Consider the following 20,891-nt stretch of genomic DNA (forward strand, 5'->3'; position numbering starts at 1 on the left):
ACAAACAAATAGCAGTTTTTTGTTGAGAAATAACTTTTAATCAGAAAACGATCTTACAAATTTTCTGGCTCAACTCCTTGGGAACGTAATAATGTCCTCAACCTTTCTAATTCTTGTTCCGCTTGTTCCGCACGTTGGCGTTCCTGATCTGCTTCTTGCTGCATTTCCTCCTCTGGTAAAGGAATTAAATTACCTTCAGCTGTGAAAAATCGCAGTTTTCTCTGATGAATTCCTAAGAATAATTGTAACTGCTGACTCCACAACCAACCTTGCTCGTTTGGTGCAATTTCCTGATATTCACCTTCTACTAAATGAAAACCTTTGAATTCCAAGGTGTCTGGATGGAACCAAAAGTAATCTAAAGTGCGAAAGTTATCTTGGTAAATTTGCTTTTTTAGACCTTTATCAACCGCAGCAGTTGAATTAGATAAAAGTTCGACAATGACATGGGGATATTTGCCATCTTCTTGCCAAACTACCCAACTTCTGCGGTCTTTTTTTTCCGTTCCCAATACCACGAAAAAATCAGGGCCACGAAAATATTCTGATTTGCGCTGATTGGGACTATAATAAATTGTTAGGTTGCCAGTAACGTAGAAGTCCTGACGATCGCGCCACCACCACTTTAACAGGCGAATCAGCAACTCAATTTGATCCCGATGTAAATCACTTTCCAACGGCGGTTCATCACTCCACAAATCACCAGGGGGAAACTGAATCTCCTCTACAATTGGTTCTAAAATTGGTTCGGAGGTAACGCTTTGAGACATATCAGCTACCTTCGTCAATAATTAATAATTTTAACAAAAAGGTAAGTTGTTGCGCTTCAGCGCTAAAGCGCAACAACTTACTTTTTATTTAGAATTGCGATCGCGTTACCAAACTAGCCCGATTATACGGCAATCTTTCCGTTGGTAAAACAGCTACCTGAATAGTAGCATCTGCCAATACCGGATTTTCATCTAATACTAAGCTAGTCAAATTTCGGTTCAGAATTTCCCAGAATTGATTTTCATCTGGGTAATTCCGCAACACTTGATCTACCCGCTTGTAAATCGGTACAAAATCAGGATATTCTGCATTAGTTATCCCTTGTTTGAAGGTGTAATTTACATCTAAATTCAAGGTGTTTAAGCCCTGATGTACAATGGGATAATTAGGAATTTTGAAATTCCATTTCTCTTCTAGTAAACCTTGGCGATTCCGCGTTACAATACTAGAGCGATCGTAAGGCAAAGCCACCGATGGCAGCACGTTCCAGTTAATAATTATAGCATCAATTGCCGAATTTTCTGCTAAAACTTTCTGGGTCACATTCTTATTCAAGATTTCCCAAAAATCACTTTCATTTGGGTAATTCTTCAAATACTGATCTACTCCCTGATAAATTGGTACAAAATCCGGGTATTCATTATTTTTGATTCCCTTTTTGTAGACGTAATCAACATCAATATTCAAATTATTCAAACCTTGATGTTGAATTGGGTAATTTTGGAATTTAAACGACCATTCTTCGCGTAAATCTCCTGTAGTTGTGGGAATATAAGAAAGAATTCCCACTGGACGATTCAAGTTAGAATTTGGCGGTACAAAAGTATTACTATTTGGATTGTTTGGTGCCGGAATTTTTGCCCCAGTAACCGGATCGACTCCTAAAATTGCTCCAATATTATTCGCACCTTGTCGATAGTCAAACCCCACAGTATAAAGATTACCATCTTCCGCAAAAGTTAACCCACCTGTGAAGTTATTAGTTGCATTTGTTCCCGTGTAATTTGTTGAAAATATATTCAACAATTGCCCTGTTTGCGCGTTATATTTGCGGATATCATTGGCGAAATCACTAACGTAAAGGAAACCATCATTAGGGCCAAAAGCTAACCCTAAAAGACTGACAAAACCATTGCCATTAGGTGTAGCTTCAGGAGAAGCAAATACTCTTGATTCACCTGTTTTAATATCATAACGCAACACCTGACTAGGTAAGCCAGCACTGAAGTCTGGTTGACCGTTTATGGCTACACTTCCTTGGGTAGTAACGTAGAGAAAACCATCAGGACTAAAAATTATTCCATTCGGACCATTTAATCCCCCAGCTTGTTGATTTCCTCTAGCAAAAACATCAATAAATTGCCCAGTTGTGCCGTCATAACGTAAAATTTGGTCAGTTAAGAAACTGCTAACATAGAGTTTACCATCGGGGCCAAATGCGGAACCGTAAGGACGCAATAAACCCCCGGTTTCATCTATGTTGGGAGTGTTGGGATTGTCGGTGACAAAGCGATCGATAAATGCCCCCGTTCTTCCATCAAAACGCAAAATTCCCGAAGCACCTTGTTCTGTAGAAGTTGCAGGTTTATCACCGCTAGTAATGTAAAGGTCGCTAATCCCATCATTATTACCATCAGGCCCTACAATAATGTTATCGGGTGCGAATAATCCTCCACTACCAGCAGTAATAAATTCACCTAAAAAATTACCTGTTTTAGCATCAAATCTGACTACATTGTTACCTCTAGTATTTCCTACTAAAAAGGTTTCCGGCACGTTTAATGACTGCGGTTGAGTTCGAGTAACAGTGCTGCTTCTAGTATATGGTAAATTGTTGGTTGGCAGCACTTCTAAATTAACTTTGAAGTCAGCAAATTCGGGATTTTCCGAAAGGATTTGCTGAGTTAAGTTTTTATTTAGGATTTCCCAGAAATCCGTTTCGTTGGGATAGTTAATCAAAAAGTTATTGATCCGGTTATAAATCGGCACAAAATCAGGATACTCTCTATTACTTATTCCTGGTTTAAAAGTATAACTAACATCAAGGTTTAAAGTGTTTAACCCTTGGTGTTGAATAGTATATTGAGGAATTTGGAAATCCCATTTTTCCTCTAATTTTCCTTGCCTGTCACGGGTAACTGTACTAGAACGTTGATAAGGTAGGGAAATACTTGGTAAAACATCAATATCAACAGTCACAGATTGCATTACTGGATTTTCATCCAAAAGTTTTTGCGTCAGATTTTTGTTGATAATCTCCCAGAAATCGGTTTCGTTGGGATAGTTAGTTAAAAAGCGATCGACACTTTGATAAATCGGCACAAAATCTGGGTATTGTGAATAAGTAGTTCCCTCTTTAAAAGTATACGCGACATTGATATTTAGGTTATTGATTCCTTGGTGTTGAATGGTATAATTCGGTAAAGAAAAAGCCCATTTCTCCGGTTCTGGTTGATTGAAAATATTAGCGGGAGAACGACCTTCTGCGATCCCATTTTCGACAAAATGTTCAAAGGCTGTAATATCACCTCTCCGCACAACCGATGCTACATCTGGATTTTGTTGTAAATAACGTGCGGTATTGAATGCCGAATTAGGATTGCGACCTTCAAATTGACCGGATAAAATAAAGTGGTCAAAAGCAGTAATTCTCCGACTCTGAACAGCCGCAGCTACATCAGCATAAGTTTGTAAATAAAATTCGCTATCAAAGAAAGCACTAGGACTGCGATTTTCAAATTTTCCAATGCCGTTAAAGTGAGCCAAACCACTACTAATAACGCCATTACTTAAAGCTACAGAAAGGTCTAAGTTGTTATCTAGGTAGTAAGTCTCATTATACAGTTGATTGTCAGCGAGCATATTCGATCTCTTGGTCTAACTTATTAAGAAAAAATTCTACACTGTAATGTTTGTTCGGTTAATTAAATTAAAATTAAGTTCGTTGTGACGACTTTAGTCGTGCATTCCTCAACAAAAGCACTAAAGTGCTTACAACGAACCTAGTGATAAAAAAAGAAGCAAGGTTGATTCTTGCTTCTGGTGAGTTATTTAAGTTTCAATCAATTTATAGATATGTTCAAGAAATTTTGTTAAGCTTCTTCCAACGGCTGGGGAGAATTCTTTTTACCATGAAAACGAATTCCTAAAAAGATGTCGTAAACAAAACTCCAAAAATCTTTACCCTGTAACAATCCCAAAGTTTGATAACAGCCCTTTTCATCTAAAAGAGGCTGAGTGGCACGATAGGCAGTTTGGTAATTATACCAGGGAATAGAAGGCCACAAATGATGAATTAGGTGATAGTTTTGACCTAAAATCAGGATGTTAAGAATGGGGCTAGGGTAGACTCTAGCATTTTTCCAGCGATCGCGCTCCTGAAAAGGACGATGGGGGAGATAATCAAAAAACAACCCTAACGCCAAACCTACTACTAAAGCAGGGGAAAACCAGAAATTCAAAATATAGCCCAAAAATCCATGTTGGCAAGCAAAATAGACAATTGTGGCGACAAACAATCGGCTGAAAAACCATTCCCACAACTCATATTTGCGCCATAAACGCCGTTTGAAAAAGTAAACTTCGTGATAGAAAAATCTTGCCGCAATTAACCATAATGGCCCACCAGTAGAAACAAAATGGTCGGGGTCATTATCCGGGTCGTTCACATGGGCGTGATGTTGAATATGTACCCGGGTAAAAACTGGAAAAGCAAAACCTAACATTAGGGCGCTACCATGCCCTAACATAGCATTGATAACCCGATCGCGATGGGCAGCATTGTGAGACGCATCATGAATCACAGTCCCGACCATGTGCAAAGCAATTACATTAATCGAAAAACAGCACCAATCAGGCCATTCCCAGCACCAATACCCGCAAGTGGAAAGTATGACCATTCCGACTGCGACACAAAACATCAGCAGCGTAGGGTTAAAATCGCCGGGAGGTTGCAACAACTCCTTTGGTACTGTCAGCGGCTTTTTTGCCTCCGACATCAGTATCATAACTCCTGTTAACTTCCATCGCGTAGTATACGATACTGTCACTCAAACAATAAAGCTTGTTGATTGCTGATTGAGGTAGAGTGAAAAGTTGTGAGTAGGGAAGTGTTAGATTATAGAATTTTCTTTAACTTGTAACTCATAACTCAAACTCGATCGAGATTTATGGATTTACATGATAAGCAGGATTCTGTAAATCTTGGTCAATCTTTCCCAGTCCCCAGACTCCTTCTACCTTTGTGGATAAGTCAAAATGCCATCAGAAAAATACCTAAGAAGAACAAAAATAGTAGCCACTATTGGCCCTGCCACGCGCAGTCCTGAAGTTTTGCGTGCTTTAATCGAAGCTGGTGCCACCACTTTACGGCTAAACTTTTCTCACGGTACTCACGAAGACCACCAAAGGAGTATTCGCTTGATTCGGCAAACTTCCTTTGAGCTTAATCAGCCTGTGGGGATACTGCAAGACTTACAAGGCCCGAAGATTAGATTAGGGCAATTTGAACAAGGGTCTGTAGTGGTGAAAAAAGGCGATCGCTTTACTTTAACCAATCGTCCGGTGTTAGGCAACGAAGAAATTAGTTCTGTCACCTACGATCGACTAGCGGAAGAAGTACCCGAAGGCGCTACCATCCTCCTAGACGACGGTAAAGTAGAGATGGTTGTAGAAAAAGTCGATCGCACCACCCAAGAACTACTTTGCTGCGTCGTCGTCGGTGGAGTGCTTTCTAACAACAAAGGCGTAAACTTCCCCGGAGTCTACCTTTCCATCAAAGCCCTTACCGACAAAGACCGCAAAGACCTAATGTTTGGGTTAGACCAAGGAGTAGACTGGGTAGCATTAAGCTTCGTGCGAAACCCTCAAGATGTGTTAGAAATCAAAGAATTGATTTTCAGCGCTGGAAAACAAGTGCCAGTAATTGCGAAAATAGAAAAGCATGAAGCGATCGAACAAATGGAAGCCATCCTCCCCCTGTGTGATGGCGTAATGGTTGCCAGAGGCGACTTAGGCGTAGAACTACCCGCAGAAGAGGTACCCATCTTACAAAAGCGATTAATCGTCCTCGCCAACCGTTTAGGCATACCGATCATCACTGCCACCCAAATGCTAGATAGCATGGTGGGTAGTCCCCGTCCCACTCGCGCCGAAATCTCCGACGTAGCCAATGCTATCCTCGATGGAACCGATGCAGTGATGCTTTCCAACGAAACTGCTGTGGGTAAATACCCCATCGAAGCCGTAGCGACAATGGCACGCATCGCCGTCAGAATCGAACAAGAACAAGCCCAACAACCAACCGTCGCCACCATTGCCCACACCAGCCCTTCCATTCCCAACGCCATCAGCCAAGCAGTCGGACATATCGCCGAACAGCTAGACGCTACGGCAATCATGAGTTTGACTAAATCAGGGGCAACAGCCAGAAACGTCTCCAAATTCCGCCCAAAAACCCCGATTTTGGCAATTACACCCCACGTCGATGTTGCCCGACAACTACAACTAGTTTGGGGCGTTAAACCCTTGTTGGTTTTAGATTTACCTTCCACCAGTCAAACCTTCCAAGCTGCCATCAACGTAGCCAGGGAAAATCATCTAGTTACCGAAGGTGACTTAGTAGTAATGACTGCGGGAACCCTGCAAGGCGTATCCGGTTCTACAGATTTGATTAAAGTGGAAGTAGTTACAGCAGTACTTGGCAAAGGAACAGCTTTGGGTACTGGTTCTGTCAGCGGTAGGGCAAGAGTTGCAGCTAACTATAAAAATGTTTCTAACTTTAACCCCGGAGAAATTTTAGTTGCCTCCCGTACCAATGCTGAATTTGTCGATGCCATTCGCAAAGCCGCAGGAATTGTCACCGAAGACGAAAGTCTCACCAGTCACGCTGCCGTTATCGGTTTGCGTTTGGGTATCCCGGTAATTGTTGGCGTGAAAAACGCTACTCATTGCATCCGCGATGGGGCAATTTTAACTCTGGATATGCAGCGAGGATTGATTTATTCTGGTGCGATCGGCATCACTCAGGCAGATACCGTAGTTACAGTTTAGTCATTAGTCATTGGTTGTTGGTAGTTGGTCGTTGGTCGTTAATCATTGGTAATGGTTGCAATGAAGGTAGAACCTCCTTTCACCTCGTTCCCAGGTTGAACCTGGGAACGAGAAACAGAGGCTCCGCCTCAAGATTGAACAAATGACCAATGACAAATGATTTTAGCTAGGCTAGAGGTTTGGGGTTGTATTGGCAAAAATTATGGTGCAAAGTAAATTAACTAAGCGAACAGAAGTCGGAAGAAAGGCAGAAGGGAAAGAAGGAGAAAGGATAAAGGAAAAATTTAATTCCCCCCATCTCCCCACCTCCCCATCTCCCCACCTCCCCACCTCCCCTGCCCTCCTGGGTGTTTCTGTGGCAGAATTAACCGATTGGGTGCAGCAGCAAGGGCAACCAGCTTATCGAGGAAAACAGCTGCATCAATGGATATACGAAAAAGGCGCAAGAAGTTTAGCGGAAATTACAGTTTTTCCGAAACAATGGCGTGATAATTTGGCGGATATTTCTATTGGTAGGTCAACTGTTCATTATCGTTCTGTTGCCCCAGATGAAACAGTTAAATATTTGTTGCGATTAGCCGATAATCAAATTGTAGAAACAGTTGGTATTCCCACAGAAAAACGCCTGACTGTTTGCGTTTCTTCCCAAGTTGGTTGTCCGATGGCGTGCGATTTTTGCGCCACTGGTAAAGGTGGTTTTAAACGTAACCTCGCCAAACATGAAATTATTGACCAAGTTTTGACTGTGCAAGAAGATTTTCAAAGGCGCGTCAGCAACATTGTGTTTATGGGCATGGGCGAACCTTTAATCAATCTAGAAAATGTAGTCGGGGCAATCAAATCGCTGAATGAAGATGTGGGTATTGGACAGCGAAATATTACGCTTTCTACTGTTGGTATTCCGGGAAAAATTCGCCAATTAGCCCAATATCATTTACAAGTTACTTTGGCAGTAAGTTTGCACGCTTCTAACCAAAGTTTGCGGGAAAAATTGATTCCTACTGCCAAGAATTACACTTTGGAAAATTTGCTGGATGAGTGTCGAGAATATGTGCAAGTTACTGGGCGAAGAGTAACCTTTGAATATATCCTGTTGGCAGGGGTGAATGATTTACCAGAACAGGCAGAAGAGTTAGCTAAACATTTGCGTGGTTTCCAAAGTCATGTGAATTTAATTCCTTATAATCCGATTCAGGAAGCAGATTATCAACGCCCAAATGCAAAGCGAATTCAAGCTTTTATGAATGTTTTACAGAATAAACATATTGCGGTCAGCGTGCGTTATTCTAGAGGTTTGGAAGCTGATGCCGCTTGTGGACAATTACGGGCAAGTAAGGTATGAAGGGGATTAGGGACTGGGGACTGGGGACTGGGGACTGGGAAAGTTTTGAGTTTGTAGGGGCGGGTTTAGCAGATAAATTTGTGTTCATAGCACAAGATTTAACAACAAAACCCGCCCGTACAGAGTTTTCTTGCCCCTCTGCCCCTCTGCCCCCCTGCCCCCCTGCCTAATTATGGAACAATTGAAAACAGAAAGAGAAAAAATGCTTGCTGGTGAGTTGTATGTTGCTGCTGATGCGGAGTTACAAGCTTTGCGTTTAAATGCTGCTAAACTTACTCGTTTGTATAATAATACGGGGGAGGAGGATGGGGATTTGCGATCGCAACTCCTCCACCAACTATTCGCTAAAGTCGGAAAAAACCCCCAAGTTACTCCCCATTTCTATTGCGATTATGGTTGTCATATTTATGTCGGTGACAACTTTTACATGAATTATGGTTGTGTAATTTTAGATTGCAATACTGTGCATATTGGCGACAATGTTTTGTGTGCGCCTTATGTGCAAATTTACACCGCTTATCATCCAGTAGACCCGAAAATTCGTTTAACAGGAAAAGAACTCGCTGCACCAATAAAAATCGGTAATAATGTTTGGATTGGTGGTGGGGCAATTATTTGTCCGGGTGTGGCGATCGGCGATAATACTACTATTGGTGCCGGAAGTGTAGTCACAAAAAATATTCCTGAAAACGTGGTTGCTGTGGGAAATCCTTGTAGAGTTATTCGAGAGTTATAATTTTAAAGCTAGTGACGTTGTTTTTTGTAGTCGTAGTCTTCGTCGTAATCAATAGTGCCAAAGAGAGCCACGATCGATTCTGACCCAATGATTGATTAAATCAATGTTATCGTATTCCATAATCGCTTTTGGGGAAGCAAAACCCCTCCCCAAACCCCTCCCCGTCCACAGGGAGGGGCTATGATTAAGCGCAATTTTTCAGAGAATTGGTATAAGTTTTTCGGCAGTTAATTAGCGGCTTTTTCAATTAAATGCCTTGCTACGCTTTGTGTTCCTGTATGCTGATAATAATTGGTTGCTACGTCTAAAAATGCGGCAACGTAATCTAATTTATCATCGGCAAAATCAATGTATTGTTTTAAGTGACTAACTACATTTTGTGGTGTTAATTGATGGGATTGCACAAAGTTATTCATCCACCCTTGTACGGCAGCAAAATTTTGTTCCATAAATCCTAACTTTTCGGTTGTACTATTTCCCGGAATCATGCCACTAATACTTTGAAAAGTTGGGTTTTGTTGTAAAGTGGCTGGGTTAATACTAGTCAAGTTTGTATGTACTTTTCTGATAAAATCAGGGCCAAGGGGAACTAAAGCATCAACGGAAATTAATGCAGCCATTCGCATTAATGATTGTCCGCTATACTTACTTAAGCCGTTGGCAAAAGCACCAAAGTTGGTAACGGGGATTTGATGAATCGCAGAGAAAGCTAATAATTCAATTACTAATTTTAAACCGAGATCGACGCTTTGAATTACGTCAGATTTGGGCGTTAATTTATTTAGGAATGACAAAAAGCTAACTTTTTCACTTAGTTTATTTGCGATCGCCATCGCCCCCATCGCACTATCCGCTGTATCCGCAATCTGATACAACCAAATCGCTCTTTGATAACCTTCTGATGGCTCGTTGTAGATTTTTAGGGCGCGATCGCGTATTTTCTTAATTTTATCTTTGTCCTTCTTACCAGTCACCGCCCGAATCATATTATCAAAACCTACGATATTTTCCCACTCCCCAGGCACAACAAAATCTAATCCTTGCAACAAATAAACAGTTGTACTTTTCGTCGGTAAATTATCAACTAATTCATCGATCGCTTTAGTTTGCGGCATAATTTATATCTCATTCAACTCTCTATTTAGACAGCCCAATCTTGACAAAGGTTCAAATTTCCTAAAGGAACAGAGAAGACAATTAACTCAGATGTCGCACCAGTTCAGTTAAACAAATTTATCCTATTCCCTGTTCCCTCTCCTCACATCTTGCACTCCTGAGCAGAGCCTCCATTTTTCGTTCCCAGGTTCAACCTGGGAACGAGGATCTGGGAGGTTCTACCTCCCCTGCTGCAAGATGTGAGTCTCTTCTTAAATTTCCGCCGATGCTCTTTCAACTAAACGCCGTGCTAAAGTTTGAATTCCTGTATGTTCATAATAGTTAGTTGAAACATCCAAGAAAGCTGCAAGGTAATCTAATTTATCATCAGCAACGTCAATAAAACTTGAGAGATTTTTAGCGACTTTTTGTGGTGTTAAATCACGAGAACTGACAAAACTACTCATCCACCCGGAAACTGAACCAAAGCTTTCCTGAATGAAATTCTTTTGCCCTTCAGGATTACCACCGGGAATCAAATCTTTGACGCTATTAAAGCTTTGATTTTGTTCTAGTTCTTGAGGACTTGTGTTATTAAAACCAGATAGCACTTTTTGGATAAAATCTGGCCCCAATGGAATTAATCCATCAAAACAAACTAGCGCTGCCATCCGCATTAAAGACTCGCCGCTATAATCTCCTAAAGCTGCTAAAAAGTCACCAATGCTATCACCAGGAATTCCGTTTATTTGGCAAAAAGCTACTAATTCCACGACTAATTTTACTCCTAAGTCAATGGTTTGTGCTTTTTCGGCTTTCGGAGTGATTTTATCTAAAAAACCCAGCAAGGAAATCTTTTCACCCAGTTTATTTGCTAATGCAGCCGTACCCAATAATTTTGAGCCACTGGTAACAGTTTGGTACAACCATAATGCGTTTTGATATCCTTGGGATTTGTCGTTATATAAAGTAACAGCCCGATCGCCAATTTGTTGAATTATACTCTCGTCTGTTTCCCCTGTCACTGTGCGAATCGTATTATCAAAACCGACTAAATTTTGCCACTCTCCGGGAATGACAAAATCTAAGGCATGGAGCGATGATACTGTTAACCCACCTTTGGGGAGTTCATCAACCAACTCGTAAATAGGTTTACTCACAACAACTTCCTTGTTTCACTAGGTTTTTAATTTGATGCCAACAGTTTATTTCAGTGCTGCAATACCACGCAGATTGAATTTTTGTAGCCAAGCTTCTCGATCGCTTTGTGTAAAAGATGAATCGCGGGATTGCACTTTTACTTGATAGCGATCGGCAACTAACACAGCCGTTCCATTATTACCAATATTAGCCGCTGGATAACCAGCAATTGTTTTTCCACTACCTTGAAATTTCTGCTTTGCTGAAGGGTTATTCACCGTATCAGAAACCGAAAGCACAGCCACATCTTTACCATCTTTTTTTAATTTGTATTCGGCAAAACCTTTTTTCTCCTGTGCTGGTACTACTTGATACCCACCACCAGATTTAGGAAAATATTTATTAAACAGCGAGCCTTGGGTAGATACTTTCACTACCGCAGGAGTAGCATTTCTACCCGTACTCGCATTTTGGGCTTGCTCGTAGCGCGAAGGAGCTTGTGTTGCACAGGAAGACACTAACAACAACAAGCCAAGTAAAAATGGAGCCAAAATTCTCTGGATTTTTCCGAAATTCATCGCTTTTGACCTAACTATAGGCGGCACGTTCCATATTGTCGCTTATATTTTGGCAAATTGTCATAACTTTTAGTAAAATCAACTTGCCCCCTATTCTGTTAGATATCTACTCAAGGCTTATGTCACCATCAATTGTGAAGATACTTTCAAAAGAAATAAAAATTTTTCATAAAGCTTAACGATCGATCTGGAAAAATTCCCGAATTTTAGGCAAACTAACATTAAAGTCTGAATTTTGCTGTTAGCTAACATAGTTACTTAAACCGTTGAAATTATGTATTCTGAGGCGATTGAGTTGAAAGAACCTACCTTGATTCAAGTACCCCCACGCTTAACTGTATTAGAAGCGGTGGAATTTAGGAAAAACTGTCAGGAACTTTGTCAAGCAGACACTCCACCTGGCAAGATTATTTTCGATTTTAGCGATACTACTTTTATGGATAGTAGTGGTTTAGGTGCCTTAGTTAGCAATTTTAAGCTCACCAAAGACAAAGGCATTGAATTACTATTAAAAGATGTGCGTCCCCAAGTAATGGCAGTTTTATCTCTGACTGGACTGAATGAAGTTTTGCCGCTGGAGCAAACAACCAATACAGAAACAGAAAAATCTACCAGTAAAAGTGAGATTGTACCACCTCCTACACATCCTTCGATCTATTCTTGGATTAAGCGATCGATAGATGTTCTAGGAGCAATCGTAGGATTAGTAATTACAGCGGTTTTATTTGTTCCCATCGCCATTGCTATTAAATTAGACAGTCCGGGGCCAATTTTCTTTGGTCAAATTCGTTGCGGTTGGATGGGCAAAAAATTTCGGATGTGGAAATTCCGTTCTATGTGCGCTAATGCTGAACAGATGAAATCACAAGTGCAAAACCAAATTGCTGGACCATTATTTAAAAACGATAATGACCCACGAATTACCAAAGTAGGACGGTTTTTGCGAAAAACCAGTTTAGATGAAATTCCCCAATTTTGGAATGTATTAATTGGGGAAATGAGTTTAGTAGGAACTAGACCACCTACACCCGATGAAGTGGAAAAATATGAAGTTCCTGAATGGCAGCGTTTAGATGTTAAACCAGGGATGACTGGAGAATGGCAAGTAAACGGCAGGTCACAAATTCGCAATTTTGAAGATGTGATTCGTTTGGATTTGCAATATCAAGAGAATTGGAGTCTGATGTATGACATAAAATTGATTTTCAAAACTGTCTTCATTTTATTTAACAAAAATAGCGGTGCTTATTAGAAAGCAGAGAAGCCAGGGAAAATTCAAAAATTACCCAACTCTTTCTAACTCAAAACTAGGACTAGCCTTTTCAAGATAGTGAATGGCAGGAAGATGGATTTTGTAACCTTCACAAAATACTAAAGTATGGGCGAAGGATTGAAGATGTATTCCTGTTAGTCACCTTGAAAGTGCTAGTTCTGATCTATTGTAGAAAATGCGATCGACTTGTCGGCGCAAACCATCCTAATAGAGTGAAAAGTCCTATCTCAAAAAAATTTAACCAGACTACATGAGGTAGTTGATCGATTGAAAAAACGCGGATTTTGTTAATATATAATTTCCCTTTTCCCTACTTAATCTTGATGTTGTAAGGTAAGTACAGCACAGTGAGAATTATGTAGCACATAGTTACTCACGCTGCCATGAATGGCATCTTTAAGGCCATAGTTAGCTCGTCGTCCCATGACTATTAAATCAGCACCCCAAGTTCGAGCTAGGTCACAAATATTCCATTTGGGGTCGCCAAAATTTTGCGTCATCTCAGCTTTAATCCCCATTGAGATAGCTTGCATCAAATGCGATCGCAACAACTCCAAGCTTTTTTCTTCAAACTTCTCCCTCTGTTTTAAATAACTAGTAATACTTTCCTGATGGGTAAAAGTTTGGGAGTTGTTAATTATCTGAATCCTCATGTTAGGATAACCTTTTTCATAAGGACTGAGGACGTGCAACAGCATTAATTCTGCATTACTGGTTTTAGCCATAAACAAAGCTGCTGCCAGAATATTATTGCTCGTTTCCAAAGAATCTATTGCCACCAGAATCTTTTTAAACATAACTTTTTGCGGGTTTTGACGGGTTTTTTAGGGCAGAGGTTTTTTACCGAATTACAAGCATAAGGCAAAAATTAAGTATTTAAGGATAAAAGAAAAGATTATTGACTTTTGTAAGAGTAACTATCAATCAATTTGTCTTATATCCTTAATAAGAAAAGCTCTAGCAGAAATACCCGCTAGAGCCATGCCTTTGTAGACTCAGATCTTGCATTCCTGAGCAGAGCCTCCATTTTTCGTTCCCAGGTTGAACCTGGGAACGAGGATCTGGGAGGTTCTACCTCCCCTGATGCAAGATCTGAGTAGAGACTGTAGAGACGCAAGTCTCTATAACCAAGCTTTAGTTATTAGCTGCCACTTTCCATTTTGGCAATGTCGAGCAGGGTCTTGATTACTGAGTCGGGGTTCAAGCTGATCGAATCAATTCCTTGTTCTACTAAGAAGCGGGCAAATTCTGGATAGTCAGAAGGTGCTTGACCACAAATACCAATCTTGCGATCGTTCTTCTTGGCTTTTTCAATCACCAACCGTACCATTTCTTTAACGCCAGGGTTGCGTTCGTCGAAGATGTGAGCAACTAAAGCGGAGTCACGGTCTAATCCCAATGTTAACTGGGTGAGGTCGTTTGAACCGATCGAGAAACCGTCAAACACTTGGCTAAACTCGTCTGCCATGATCACGTTATTCGGAATTTCGCACATCACGTAGACTTGCAAGCCGTTTTCGCCACGTTTCAAGCCATATTTTTCCATTTCTGCCAATACTTTGCGTCCTTCATCAGGAGTGCGGCAGAACGGAATCATCGGAATCACGTTGGTTAAACCCATTTCGTCGCGTACCCGTTTCAAGGCAATACATTCCAAGCCGTAGGCTTCGCGATAATTTGGATCGTAGTAACGAGAAGCACCACGCCAACCAATCATCGGGTTTTCTTCTTTGGGCTCGAATTCTCGTCCACCGAGCAAGTTAGCATATTCATTGCTCTTGAAGTCGGACATCCGCAGCACCACAGGTTTTGGATAGAATGCTGCCGCAATCATACCGATACCATGAGCTAGTTTGTCTACGAAGAAGTCAGCTTTATTTTCGTAGAGAGCGGTCAATTGTTGAATTTCCCACTTCGCTGCTTTGTCTTCTAATTCGTCAAACTTCAACAATGCCAATGGGTGACATTTAATGTGGTTGGCGATAATGAATTCTAAGCGTGCTAGACCAACACCGTCGCAAGGAATCGAGGATAAACCAAAAGCTTCTTCAGGATTACCAACGTTCATCAAAATCTTGGTCTTGATTTGCGGTAGGTTATCGAGTTGGGTTTCTTGAATTTCAAAAGGTACTAAACCTTCGTAAACCCGTCCTTCTTCACCTTCTGCACAAGATACTGTTACTTCTTGACCAGTTTTGAGTAGACCTGTAGCATTGCCGCAACCGACGATCGCCGGAATACCCATTTCCCGTGCGATAATCGCTGCGTGGCAAGTGCGTCCACCTTGGTTAGTAACGATCGCACTAGCTTTCTTCATGATAGGTTCCCAATCCGGGTCTGTCTTGTTGGTAACTAAAACTTGACCGGGTTGGAATTCATCAATCTTATGCACGTCGAGAATGACATTAGCTTTACCTTGACCAATCATTTCTCCCACTGCACGTCCCGTAGTCAATACATTACCTGTGCCATTCAGTTTGAAGTTACGCAGGATGCTACCAGATTTTTGTGATTGCACGGTTTCTGGACGAGCTTGAACAATATAAAGTCCACCATTTAAACCATCTTTTGCCCATTCAATGTCCATCGGTGTATAAGTACCGCGAACTGCTGAATAGTGGTCTTCAATTATGCAAGCCCATTTGACCAGTGTGAGAATTTCGTCATCATTGAGAGCATATTTGACTCTTTCTGATTGCGCTACTGAGACGTTTTTCGTCAGTTTAGTACCGCCGACATCGTAGATCATTTTGATCTCTTTTGTGCCGAGACGTTTTTCCAAAATTGGGCGATATCCGTCTTTTAAAGTTGGTTTGAAAACGAAATATTCGTCTGGGTTTACGGCACCTTGAACTACGTTTTCACCTAAACCGTAAGCGGCTGTAACTAAAGCGGCATTCTTGAATCCGGTTTCGGTGTCAATGGAGAACATAACACCAGAAGCAGCTAGGTCAGAACGCACCATTTTTTGTACGCCAACTGACAATGCAACTTCAAAATGATCGAAGCCTTTAATTGTCCGATAAGAGATAGCCCGATCGGTAAATATAGAAGCAAAACATCGATGACAAGCTTCTAAAACTGACCTAACTCCATGTACGTTCAAATAAGTTTCTTGTTGACCTGCAAAACTCGCATCTGGTAGGTCTTCAGCAGTCGCCGACGAACGCACAGCTACGTCTACGTCTTGACTTTGGATTTCGCACTGTTCTTTGGCTGCGCCTTGAAATCGATCGCATATATCTTTATTGTAACCGTAGCGATCGCAGAGTTTTTGATATGCTGATGCGATCGCCGCTTGCAAATCTGGAGGGAACGGTGTATCGAGGATTAAAGCCCGTGCTTGTTTGCCACGTTCTCTTAAATTATTAACATCTTCAACATCTAAATCAGAGAAAATTTGCCGTAGCTTTTCTTCTAGTCCAGCGCCTTTAATAAAGTACCGATAAGCATAGGCAGTTGTCGCAAAACCCGTGGGAACATTTATTCCTTTCGGTGTCAATTCTTGAATCATTTCTCCCAGCGAGGCATTCTTTCCACCTACTAAGGGAATATCAGCAATTCCTACTTCTTCAAACCACAGAACTAATGCTTTATCTTTAGATTCAGGTGATGTTTTTTGTTGTAGAGCAGTAATCATAATTCATTTCCTTCGCGCTCCTTAATTATCAGGATAAACATCACTTTCTCGTTTGGCACCAAATGCAGAAATTCTTTAGAATCTTCTCCTGTTATCTACTTTTTTCCCCTTGATTACCTAAAGGAAAAAAATTATTTTTCCCCGGGTTTCAACCTGTTTACTCAGCAAAAATCACCTATACATAACTTCATGAAAATCAGCTATTGCTTTGAGAATTGTTAATATATCATTGAGACTCTATTAGGATATGTATTGAATTATCTCTATCTTCAATTTGCGATCGGGCTTTTTAGCTCCCTAAATTCCCAGATCCCCGACTTCTTCAAGAAGCCGGGGATCTGAGTTCTGAGCAATAATTTCCTTAAGAACCCCCACTAAATTGGAAATTTAAAGATTTACCATCCACACGACCGTTACCCGAAATCGAACTGATAGAACTAAAAAGGCCATAAGAAACTGTTACCTCCCCCGAAGCATCAGCATTACCAGAATTAGTCAGCGCAATAGTTAGAGTATTTTCCGTTTGGGAAATTAGCTGACCGCCAAACCGTAGCGTTCCACTACCATCGGCATAAGTTAAACCTAAATCAACAGTTCCTATTGGTCTAAGTATCACCGACGCAACCGCAATACCTCTGCCACGTCCGCCAATATTTAGTCTCCCCCTACCCTTCTGAATCAAATGCAGCGCCGAATTCTGTGCTACAACAGGGAGAGTTTCAGAAACAGAGATACCCACTTGGTTTACCTGTCCTCCCAGCCAAGGAAAAACTAAACTAGTCAAAAAAATTGCTGTTTTCCGAAATCTACTCATTAGCCAACTTCTCCCCATGATTTCACTCTAAGCAAAAGCAATTATAATAACAATCAAGTTCATGACCAATTTGCCACATTAAAGTTTTAAATTCTACAGTTATAAATGTCCTTTTTGTTTTGACTAAAAATGAGCTATTTAGAAACGACTGCCAAATTTTACACCGAAGTAGCAGAACAACCACAAGTTGGTCTATGTTGCGTACAAAGTAGTCCCCTGCAATTCCCCGGATTAAGAATTCCCAAGCAAATGCAGGAAATGAACTATGGTTGTGGTACTACAGTTCATCCCACAGAATTAGCAGGTGAACCAACTGTACTTTATGTAGGTGTTGGCGGTGGATTAGAGGCTTTGCAATTTGCTTATTTTTGTCGTCGTCCCGGTGCAGTAATGGCGATGATCCTGTAGAAGCAATGCGCCAAGCAGCAACTCGAAATTTAGAAATTGCGGCTCAAGTAAATCCCTGGTTTGATGTTAGTTTTGTCGAAATTCGTACAGGTGATGCTTTCAATCTTCCAATTGCCGATGCTTCTGTGGATGTAGTAGCACAAAATTGTCTGTTTAATATTTTTGAACCAGCCGATTTAACTAAAGCTCTCCAAGAAGCTTATCGGGTTTTAAAACCGGGCGGACGCTTAATTATGAGCGACCCCATTGCTACCAGTCCAATTCCCGAACATTTGCGGCAAGATGAACGTTTGCGGGCTATGTGTTTGTCCGGTGCCTTAACTTATGAAGAGTATATTCAACATTTAGTTAATGTGGGATTTGGACAAGTGGAAATTCGCGCCAAGCGTCCCTACCGAGTTTTAGATTGCCAAAGTTATAATCTTCCAGAACCGTTACTTTTAGAAAGTCTTGATTCGGTGGCTTTTAAAGTGTTAATTCCTGAAGATGGCGCTTGCATTTTTACAGGTAGAGCAGCCATTTATGTTGGTAAGGAAGAGTTTTTTGATGACTTAGCAGGACATTTATTACAACGAGGTGTACCCGCAGTAGTTTGTGATAAAACTGCGAAAAAGTTAGGTTCGTTACCCGGTAAGGAAATTTTAATTACTGATTCAACTTGGCATTATACTGGTGGCGGTTGTTGTTAATTGTTCGTTACAGTAAACTTTTAGGTACGTTGTTGCGCTTTAGCGCTACTAAAGCGCTAAAGCGCAACAACGTACTTAATCTAGACTTCAATTCGGATAATTCATAGGAAATAAAAATGCTTCGATCGAGTTCTGAAAAATTAACTCTCACCAATTTTAGTAAAAAATTAACTGCGCCATTAACTAAAAATCAAATTAGCGTTTTACAAATTGATTTAGGTAAGCGTTGTAATCTTGCTTGCACTCATTGTCATGTAGAAGCTGGGCCAAAACGAACTGAAGAACTTTCTCCAGAAATTTGTCAACAGTTAATTGAGTTAATTTATAAGTTTCCTCAAATTAAGATTGTTGATTTAACTGGCGGTGCGCCGGAAATGAATTATGGTTTTAAGTCTTTGGTAGCGGCAGCTAAAGAAACCGGAAAACAAGTAATTGTGAGGTCTAACCTCACTATTTATTTTGTCGAAGGTTTTACTGATATTCCCGAATATTGCGCTAAAAATCAACTGAAGATTGTTGCTTCCTTACCTTGCTATTTACAAGATAATGTGGACAAAATGCGTGGTAATGGTGTTTATGATGCTTCAATTCAAGCGCTGCAATGGTTAAATAAGTTGGGTTATGGTAGAGAGCCGCATTTAATTCTGGATTTAGTGTATAATCCCCAAGTTCCTAGTACGGAGAAGTTTTCCTTAACTCCGAGTCAGGTACTATTAGAAAGAGATTACAAAATGTTCTTACAAGAACATTTTGAGATTTGTTTTAATAACCTGTTCACCATTACTAATTTACCGATCGGCAGAACCAAGCTAAATTTAGAACGACAAAAACTATACACTCCTTATCTAAATTTCTTGGAGTCAAATTTTAACCCAGGTACGATCGCCCATTTGATGTGCCGAGATGAGTTATCTATTGACTATTTGGGTAATGTTTACGACTGTGACTTTAACCAAATGGAAAACTTGCCAGCAAAAACCCCCAATGGCGAAACTTTGACAGTGGCAAAGTTATTAGAAGCGGGAAGTTTAGATTTAATTCCACAAGTGCAGACAGCTAATTATTGCTATGCTTGTACAGCTGGTTGTGGTTCTAGTTGTGGAGGCGCTTTAGTAGAAAACCAATAATTAACCATTAACCAAACAATCTAATTCTGTAACAACTCGTTCCAATTCGTCAATTAGTGGCGAAAAATAAACTTTGCGATATGCTGCGACTAAACTTTTATAATACCAAAGACTGCCTTCTCTGCCTCCTTTAAAATGTTTCCAAACTGCTTCGCCTAATTCTCGGTAATCTTTTAAGATCGATCGCGAATTATGCAATTTATCTGCCGCCGAAACTAACAAAACTGAAGGAGAAGCAGTCGCAATACTATCAATAAAAACTTGCTTCCTTTCCCGCCAAGGTGGTTTCGGAGTAATTTCTGAATCTGTACAACCATCAACAATAGCTGTTACATTATCACCAAAACGCCGCCGAATTTCTTCCCTAGTTTTAGCACCTCCTTGATCTTCTATGGCATCATGCAAAAGCGCCGCGATTGCTTCGTCTTCATTTGCGCCATATTCCAAAGCAATACTAGTAACACCGAGTAAATGTGTGATGTAGGGAACACCACTTCCCTTCCTAACTTGGGTAGCGTGTAATTCAGTAGCAAAAACCAGTGCTTCTGTAAATCGTTCTGTAAGAAACATTGATATTTTAACTATATTTTAGTTAAATACCAGTTTACTATTAAAATTTAATGTTATCTAGAAAATTTTGTAGAGAATGTTAAGTTTACTTTAACACGCTCTACAAATTTGTCTTTTGTCTTTTTTCCAAATCCGACGATTTAGTAGTTAGGGAATGACATCTTTAGCTGCTTCTTTAGCTTGATTCGCGGTTTGTTTAGCACCTTCTACGTAACCTGAACCAAATTCTTCAAAAGCTTTTGCTGATTCTTTGCCAATTCTTTCCAGTCTTTCACCAGGAGAATTTTCAGTTTCCCGTCCTTCTTGATACCATTCTCTGGTAGTTTTTGGTCTGACAGAATCGCGATCGTGCGCTATTTCATCAATTTTCTTGTCCAAACCTTTGTTATTAACTCCAGAATCAACGTTTGTTGTGAGGAATAAAAACCCTACTAAAACAACAGCTAAAAAACGCTGAACTTGAACTCTTTTAACCAAGGAACTGATAAAAGCAATGGTGTTCGCAATCAAACTAATCATGCAATACTCCTGAACTGATTGTCGCTACTTTTGATTTCACTTTATACAACTCATATTCCTTGCTTCTGGATGTAGCGCAATCTCCCATAGGAAGTAAATTAAAATTACTGCCAGCTAGATCCCCGACTTCTTCAAGAA

16 protein-coding genes and 1 pseudogene are annotated in these 20,891 nt (G+C 40.5%); 6 read left to right on the top strand and 11 right to left on the bottom strand.

Annotated elements, in window-relative coordinates; all coding sequences use genetic code 11:
- Positions 1-53: 53 nt before the first annotated feature.
- From ACE1CA_RS16415 to crtR, 3 genes are all read right to left on the bottom strand, one after another.
- Positions 54-770: a Uma2 family endonuclease gene (locus ACE1CA_RS16415; protein WP_413278553.1), complete on the bottom strand. Its 717-nt coding sequence runs from the start codon at positions 768-770 to the stop codon at positions 54-56.
- Between the two features lie 88 nt (positions 771-858).
- The gene (locus tag ACE1CA_RS16420) at positions 859-3,633 is read right to left on the bottom strand and encodes a Vgb family protein (protein WP_413278552.1); all 2,775 of its coding nucleotides are present in this window, start codon (positions 3,631-3,633) and stop codon (positions 859-861) included.
- Positions 3,634-3,863: 230 nt separating this feature from the next.
- Positions 3,864-4,769: a beta-carotene hydroxylase gene (gene crtR, locus ACE1CA_RS16425; RefSeq protein WP_413278557.1), complete on the bottom strand. Its 906-nt coding sequence runs from the start codon at positions 4,767-4,769 to the stop codon at positions 3,864-3,866.
- Positions 4,770-5,028: 259 nt separating this feature from the next.
- Here crtR and pyk point away from each other — a divergent pair, with 259 nt between their 5' ends.
- The 3 genes from pyk to ACE1CA_RS16440 all read left to right on the top strand — a co-directional run bounded on the left by pyk (position 5,029) and on the right by ACE1CA_RS16440 (position 8,900).
- The gene (gene pyk / locus ACE1CA_RS16430) at positions 5,029-6,822 is read left to right on the top strand and encodes a pyruvate kinase (protein ID WP_413278551.1); all 1,794 of its coding nucleotides are present in this window, start codon (positions 5,029-5,031) and stop codon (positions 6,820-6,822) included.
- 202 nt (positions 6,823-7,024) lie between these two features.
- The gene (gene rlmN, locus ACE1CA_RS16435; protein WP_486517406.1) at positions 7,025-8,164 is read left to right on the top strand and encodes a dual-specificity RNA methyltransferase RlmN; all 1,140 of its coding nucleotides are present in this window, start codon (positions 7,025-7,027) and stop codon (positions 8,162-8,164) included.
- Positions 8,165-8,336: 172 nt separating this feature from the next.
- The gene (locus ACE1CA_RS16440; protein WP_413278549.1) at positions 8,337-8,900 is read left to right on the top strand and encodes a sugar O-acetyltransferase; all 564 of its coding nucleotides are present in this window, start codon (positions 8,337-8,339) and stop codon (positions 8,898-8,900) included.
- A gap of 227 nt (positions 8,901-9,127) precedes the next feature.
- On the opposite strand, the gene ACE1CA_RS16445 is transcribed toward ACE1CA_RS16440, so the two are convergent.
- From ACE1CA_RS16445 to ACE1CA_RS16455, 3 genes are all read right to left on the bottom strand, one after another.
- Complete coding sequence (locus ACE1CA_RS16445) at positions 9,128-10,015, bottom strand: hypothetical protein (protein ID WP_413278548.1); 888 nt, start codon at positions 10,013-10,015, stop codon at positions 9,128-9,130.
- A 252-nt stretch (positions 10,016-10,267) separates the two neighbouring features.
- On the bottom strand, positions 10,268-11,155 hold the full coding sequence (locus ACE1CA_RS16450; RefSeq protein WP_413278547.1) for a hypothetical protein: 888 nt from the start codon (positions 11,153-11,155) through the stop codon (positions 10,268-10,270).
- A 45-nt stretch (positions 11,156-11,200) separates the two neighbouring features.
- On the bottom strand, positions 11,201-11,713 hold the full coding sequence (locus tag ACE1CA_RS16455) for a hypothetical protein (protein ID WP_413278546.1): 513 nt from the start codon (positions 11,711-11,713) through the stop codon (positions 11,201-11,203).
- A gap of 274 nt (positions 11,714-11,987) precedes the next feature.
- On the opposite strand from ACE1CA_RS16455, the gene ACE1CA_RS16460 reads away from it, so the two are divergent.
- The gene (locus ACE1CA_RS16460) at positions 11,988-12,965 is read left to right on the top strand and encodes an exopolysaccharide biosynthesis polyprenyl glycosylphosphotransferase (RefSeq protein WP_413278545.1); all 978 of its coding nucleotides are present in this window, start codon (positions 11,988-11,990) and stop codon (positions 12,963-12,965) included.
- 335 nt (positions 12,966-13,300) lie between these two features.
- Here ACE1CA_RS16460 and ACE1CA_RS16465 read toward each other — a convergent pair whose 3' ends face one another.
- From ACE1CA_RS16465 to ACE1CA_RS16475, 3 genes are all read right to left on the bottom strand, one after another.
- A complete protein-coding gene (locus ACE1CA_RS16465; protein ID WP_413278544.1) occupies positions 13,301-13,783 on the bottom strand; it encodes a universal stress protein in 483 nt (160 codons plus the stop codon).
- Positions 13,784-14,127: 344 nt separating this feature from the next.
- Positions 14,128-16,626, bottom strand: coding sequence for a phosphoenolpyruvate synthase (ppsA, locus tag ACE1CA_RS16470; RefSeq protein WP_413278543.1), 2,499 nt, complete (start codon positions 16,624-16,626; stop codon positions 14,128-14,130).
- A 361-nt stretch (positions 16,627-16,987) separates the two neighbouring features.
- Positions 16,988-17,440, bottom strand: a complete 453-nt coding sequence (locus ACE1CA_RS16475) for a hypothetical protein (protein WP_413278542.1) — start codon at positions 17,438-17,440, stop codon at positions 16,988-16,990.
- A gap of 129 nt (positions 17,441-17,569) precedes the next feature.
- Between ACE1CA_RS16475 and arsM the strand changes: the two are divergent.
- Positions 17,570-18,537: pseudogene (gene arsM / locus ACE1CA_RS16480) on the top strand (arsenosugar biosynthesis arsenite methyltransferase ArsM).
- 116 nt (positions 18,538-18,653) lie between these two features.
- Entirely contained in the window at positions 18,654-19,664 is a 1,011-nt protein-coding gene (arsS, locus tag ACE1CA_RS16485; RefSeq protein ID WP_413276919.1) for an arsenosugar biosynthesis radical SAM (seleno)protein ArsS, read from the top strand.
- Here arsS and ACE1CA_RS16490 read toward each other — a convergent pair whose 3' ends face one another.
- The gene (locus ACE1CA_RS16490) at positions 19,665-20,234 is read right to left on the bottom strand and encodes an HD domain-containing protein (protein WP_413276920.1); all 570 of its coding nucleotides are present in this window, start codon (positions 20,232-20,234) and stop codon (positions 19,665-19,667) included.
- A 147-nt stretch (positions 20,235-20,381) separates the two neighbouring features.
- Positions 20,382-20,753 (bottom strand): hypothetical protein, encoded by a 372-nt coding sequence (locus ACE1CA_RS16495; protein WP_413276921.1) that lies wholly within the window; start codon positions 20,751-20,753, stop codon positions 20,382-20,384.
- Between the last annotated feature and the right edge of the window lie 138 nt (positions 20,754-20,891).

It is taken from the genome of Floridaenema evergladense BLCC-F167, from assembly GCF_041929205.2.
GTDB lineage: Bacteria > Cyanobacteriota > Cyanobacteriia > Cyanobacteriales > Aerosakkonemataceae > Floridanema > Floridanema evergladense.